The organism is Proteiniphilum sp. UBA5384 (assembly GCF_002410825.1).
In the GTDB taxonomy this organism is placed as follows: Bacteria; Bacteroidota; Bacteroidia; order Bacteroidales; family Dysgonomonadaceae; genus Proteiniphilum.
Map to the genome: position 1 here is coordinate 1 of NZ_DHOS01000012.1, position 4,563 is coordinate 4,563.

Sequence of the window (4,563 nt, forward strand, 5' to 3'; positions counted from 1 at the left end):
AAAACATTAGTAGCTGTTGCCACCGAGTGTATAGGAAAACAAATCGGGAGGGTTCGCTTCAGATGCATTGAAGATGCTTCCGCAAAAAGTCTTATAGCATTCATTGAGGATAACGTGGCTAAAGGAAGCACAGTTATAACGGATGGATGGAGTGCTTACGGGTCATTGAGGAATCACGACTACAATCATCAGGTAAAACCCATTGGGGGCAGCGGAAAGGAGGCTCACGAACTATTACCTCATGTACATATGGTCGATTCTTTGGTTAAACGATGGCTCAATGGCACTCATCAGGGGAAAGTCTCACCTAAATACCTGCCCTATTATTTGGATGAATTTGCTTTCCGCTTTAACAGGAAAATGTCAACATTCAGGGTAAATTATTCTATCGGTTAATACAACAGGCTGTTGAAACAGAACCGATCTCTCGAAATGAGCTTGTAAAATCAGCAACTTGACCGAAGGGGATAAGCAGTTAAAAAAACATGAAAACAAGAAAACTATATCTGTTATTGTCCGTTTATCTGTTATTTTCCTGCCAGAACAATCGGGGACAAAAGGCGGAAGATGGAAAAGGGAAACTCCCATCGGGCAAACTCGAACGCCTGATGTTGCTGTTCCGCGATTCCGTAATGGCGTATTACGGTCCTTGCCGGTTATCTGCCCAAAGATATCGGTTTTTCGGTATTGTAGTAAGAAGGAAATAAAAGGAATGAAAAGAATAAAAAGAATATAATGTAGCCGATGAAAGATGAAAGTGAAAATAGGGCATCGGTGTGGAACAATGTGGAAAAGCCCAATGGCGCTAAACCGTTTTTGCCCAGAGGCATCTCCAAAGAAGTGCAGCCCATTCCAATCTATGAAATAATCTAAAAATAATTGCCTGAAAAATGTCGATGTTATAAAAAAAGGCTTACATTTGAATTCTCGCGAAGAGTTTTAACGGAACTCCGGCTCTTGACGGGACAACCGGATAAAAGATCTATGAAAAATGAATATGGAGAGTTCCCCCCCACGGGTATAAAATATGTCAGACGTTGTGGTGCTCACATAAGGATTTACGGAACGATTCGTTCGGATGGTGCTCGCCTTTCCACCATTTGGTGGCTTGGGCTTACAGTTCCCTGAAATTAAGGGAACTGTACCCCGATGTAGAATTATATACGGATTCAGAGGGTGCGAAGGTCTTGATCGACAAGCTCAAATTGCCCTATACCCAATACAGTGTCGAGTACGACGATTTGAGGTGTAACCCCTGCTTGTGGGCCTACCCCAAAATTTTGACCTATGGCAAACAGGTCGAACCATTCATCCACGTGGACGGAGATGTATTTATCTATGAAAAATTCGACGACGAACTGGTAAATTCAAGGTTGATTGTCCAAAACCTGGAATTAAGTACGAACTATTATGCCGATATATTCCGCCCCGTTCTAAAAAAGCTCCGTTACGTTCCCGATGTTTTCAAGGACAACCTGTCTGAGAAATTTCCAAAATCCTACAACGCAGGTATCTTGGGTGGCACGGATATCCGGTCGATGCAGCTATATACTGAAGCGGCCGTAAAGTTTGTCGGGCAGAACCACCTCTGCCATTCCAACGGGAACTTCAACATGATCTTCGAGCAGCTTTTGTTCTACTCCGTGGCGCAGAAACAAAACATCAGCCCCGGCTGCTATTTCAATAAAGTCTATAATGACAACGGATACGCCCTCAAGGAAATGGCCGACTTCTTCGCCACCCCCGGCTTAAAATACCTGCATCTGATTGGCCGGTTAAAAAGGGACAAATTTATCTGCGACCAGTTGGTCCGGCGTTTTTTCTTTGAGTACCCGGATTATTTCGAAAGGGTGTCCGCCCTGTTTAAGTCGCCTTTCCACACTGGAGATGGTAAGGCAAATGGCGGCAAGTTTACATACCCTCTGGATTTTTCCTATCCGAAGACGAGGGACTTAATCCATAATCTCTACCCAGGCAGCAGCATCGGAAACAACGAGGGTCTTTCCCTGTTTGTCAAGGAAAACAAAAACCGGGTGCTGGGGGGCGTGTACCGGTACGAAGAGAAAATCCATCGTTTACTTACTCGCAACTTCGCGGAAATCGACATGAAGGAACTCCGCCGGATGGAAGAAAAAGTCTATGCCTCGGCAACCCTCTTCAACGAGCTGGTGGACGACATGGCATTAAAGATCCGCATGACCCCCTACGTTGAAATATTCGAAACGCCTTTTGACGTCATCCATTTCAACCCCTATGAAATTTTGCGCGGGAAAACCGATAAAAAGATTGTGGCTTGCGTTCCGCACATCTTTGCAGGGGGTGTTAAGGAAATCGACTTGGACACACTTTGTGCAAAAATCCTGTCCGTGGTCCATAAGCATCCAAAGGGAGTGACTTTCCGCGACTTGGCGGACGAGATATCGGAGTTGTTCAATCAAAATGAGGGGAAAATAGGTCCCATACGGGATATGGTAATGGACAAGCTGAAATTTTTGGTGGGGACAAACCTGCTCTATTTGGAGAAGGCCAAGGGCAAAGAGTAAAGGACAAACTAAAAAATAAAAAAATATGACCCGCCAAGGGTTTAATCAATCACAATTTAATAAGAAACATGATGAAGAACAAAATGAAAAAAATCCCGGTCTTGGAACGGCTGGCGAGAGAAAAGCAGGTGCTGAGCGAAGAGGAACAGCGGAAGTTTATCGGCGGGGGAGACGGATCGCAAAACAATCCCTATACACAGTATGAATTCAATGCGATGTGGTCGGTCGGTTCGTGGCGTGGCGGTTATGTCGGAATTTATTATTATGATTCCAACGGATATGTGGCCAGTTCCTCCGGAGATTACGGTAGTTATGGAGGCAGTAGCGGTAGCTATGGCAGTAGCGGCTATTACGGAAGTGGAAGTGGAAATCGGGATCCAGAATTTTCATGGGAAAATCAATTTAAATGGGACAATATTAAAATTGGCCTACTAAACAAAGCCCTATCCGATTACAATATCAATCTTTACAACTTTAATATTATTGGAGTTAGTAATGGGGGATCAAATGCATGGATAGGTGAACAATGGGGGCAGAAAGTAATTTGTTTGGAAAGTAGTTTTTTTTATATGTCAAATGACACACTAAAATTAAGGGTCTTGTTTGAAGAATATTATCATTTTACTAGAGATAAGTCATTTAATCCTACTGAAAGAACTATTCAAACAACATTACCGGAGCCTCCCACGAATATAAAGTCCTATATCTTGAATGATATTTGTGGAGGTGACGAATATAGTTATCAATATTATATGTCTGCTTTTAATACACTTAGAGATCCTCAGTACTATGAAAATGAAGTTAATGCGAATAGAAAAGTAAAGGAATTGATGTATAATGATCTTTCGAATAAAGACCGTAACGAAATTGATTTTAAAATTTGGTATTATACTGCAATGCAAAATAATGCCAATAATTATTATTAAACAAAAAGAGCAATGAAAACAAATAGGTTTTTTCGATTATTACAGATCCTGATAGCTTTGTCTGTTTTTCCGATGGTGCTTTCCGCACAAGTTTCCCAAGAAGACGTGTCGGTAGAATTTTCATTTAAAGCACCGGATGAATATATTTGTGAAATCCGGAACCTGACAAAGTACCGGATGAGTATTTTACTTAGTAAAGAAGAGGGGGAAGAGCGTAGTGCTTTGTATTTTGATATTGCGTACGGGGCAAGGGAGGAGCGAAAAATTTTCTACTCGTTAATGAAAGAAGAGTCAGGTCCGTATCGATTTTTAAATTTGGATACGGGACAAGCTTACACTATTTCATACAAGGAGGGTTATAACTGGAAGTTTATCAAAGCTCATATTAGGTTATACTATGGAGTGAGAATTCCTAACACAGATTCAAAGCTTGAATCATACTATAAAGATATTGATCTGCAAAAAATTAAATACAAAAACTGTGTATCGATGGAATGATACTGGCAGGAGTCTCCTAACCCGTGTATCTTTTGCACAGGCTGGGATTGTAAGTTCGTGACGGCATAAGAAGTGAGACAAAAGAAATAAAAAGGAGATAATGTAACCGATGAGAGACGGTGGGGGAAACCTCAATGGCGCTGAATCCTTTTTGTCCGCAGCCACCTCCAAAGAAATGTCCTCTCCCGAGGAAAGATCCGAAGAAGTGCAGTCCATCATCGACCGCATGCCCACCTATTGGGCCAAATGGGTGGCTCTCTGCGTGGGCGGGTTGATGGGTGTTATCCTGCTCTTGGGTTTCGTTATAAGATATCCCGACACGGTGGACGGGCAAATATCCGTTACGGCCGTAACCGCACCGGTGCGCTTGGTTGCCAATACCAGTGGACGGCTGATTTTGCTGCAACCCGACAAAACACCAATTAAAAAGGGAGCCGTAATTTCCTATCTCGAAAACGGCGCCAATTACCGGCACATCCTTTGGGTGGATTCGTTGCTGCACAATCCGGCAATGTTTGAAAAAGGAAATACATTGTTGCCGGACTCACTGCTGTTGGGAGATGTGGGTTCGGAGCGCATACAATTTGATGGATTTT

Annotated in this window: 6 protein-coding genes and 1 pseudogene; all 7 read left to right on the forward strand. The window is 42.8% G+C overall.

Going from position 1 to position 4,563, the window contains the following annotated elements; translation table 11 throughout:
- A partial coding sequence (locus tag B4G81_RS04455; RefSeq protein ID WP_294080531.1) for an IS1595 family transposase occupies window positions 1-396 on the forward strand: 396 nt, incomplete at its 5' end.
- Window positions 397-485: 89 nt separating this feature from the next.
- Window positions 486-707: a hypothetical protein gene (locus B4G81_RS04460; RefSeq protein WP_294080533.1), complete on the forward strand. Its 222-nt coding sequence runs from the start codon at window positions 486-488 to the stop codon at window positions 705-707.
- 37 nt (window positions 708-744) lie between these two features.
- Window positions 745-873: a hypothetical protein gene (locus B4G81_RS04465; RefSeq protein ID WP_294080534.1), complete on the forward strand. Its 129-nt coding sequence runs from the start codon at window positions 745-747 to the stop codon at window positions 871-873.
- 152 nt (window positions 874-1,025) lie between these two features.
- Window positions 1,026-2,543: a DUF6734 family protein gene (locus tag B4G81_RS04470; RefSeq protein WP_349678732.1), complete on the forward strand. Its 1,518-nt coding sequence runs from the start codon at window positions 1,026-1,028 to the stop codon at window positions 2,541-2,543.
- 83 nt (window positions 2,544-2,626) lie between these two features.
- On the forward strand, window positions 2,627-3,469 hold the full coding sequence (locus B4G81_RS04475) for a hypothetical protein (RefSeq protein ID WP_294080539.1): 843 nt from the start codon (window positions 2,627-2,629) through the stop codon (window positions 3,467-3,469).
- A gap of 12 nt (window positions 3,470-3,481) precedes the next feature.
- On the forward strand, window positions 3,482-3,967 hold the full coding sequence (locus B4G81_RS04480) for a hypothetical protein (protein WP_294080541.1): 486 nt from the start codon (window positions 3,482-3,484) through the stop codon (window positions 3,965-3,967).
- Window positions 3,968-4,142: 175 nt separating this feature from the next.
- Window positions 4,143-4,563: pseudogene (locus tag B4G81_RS04485) on the forward strand (HlyD family secretion protein); the annotation flags it as partial.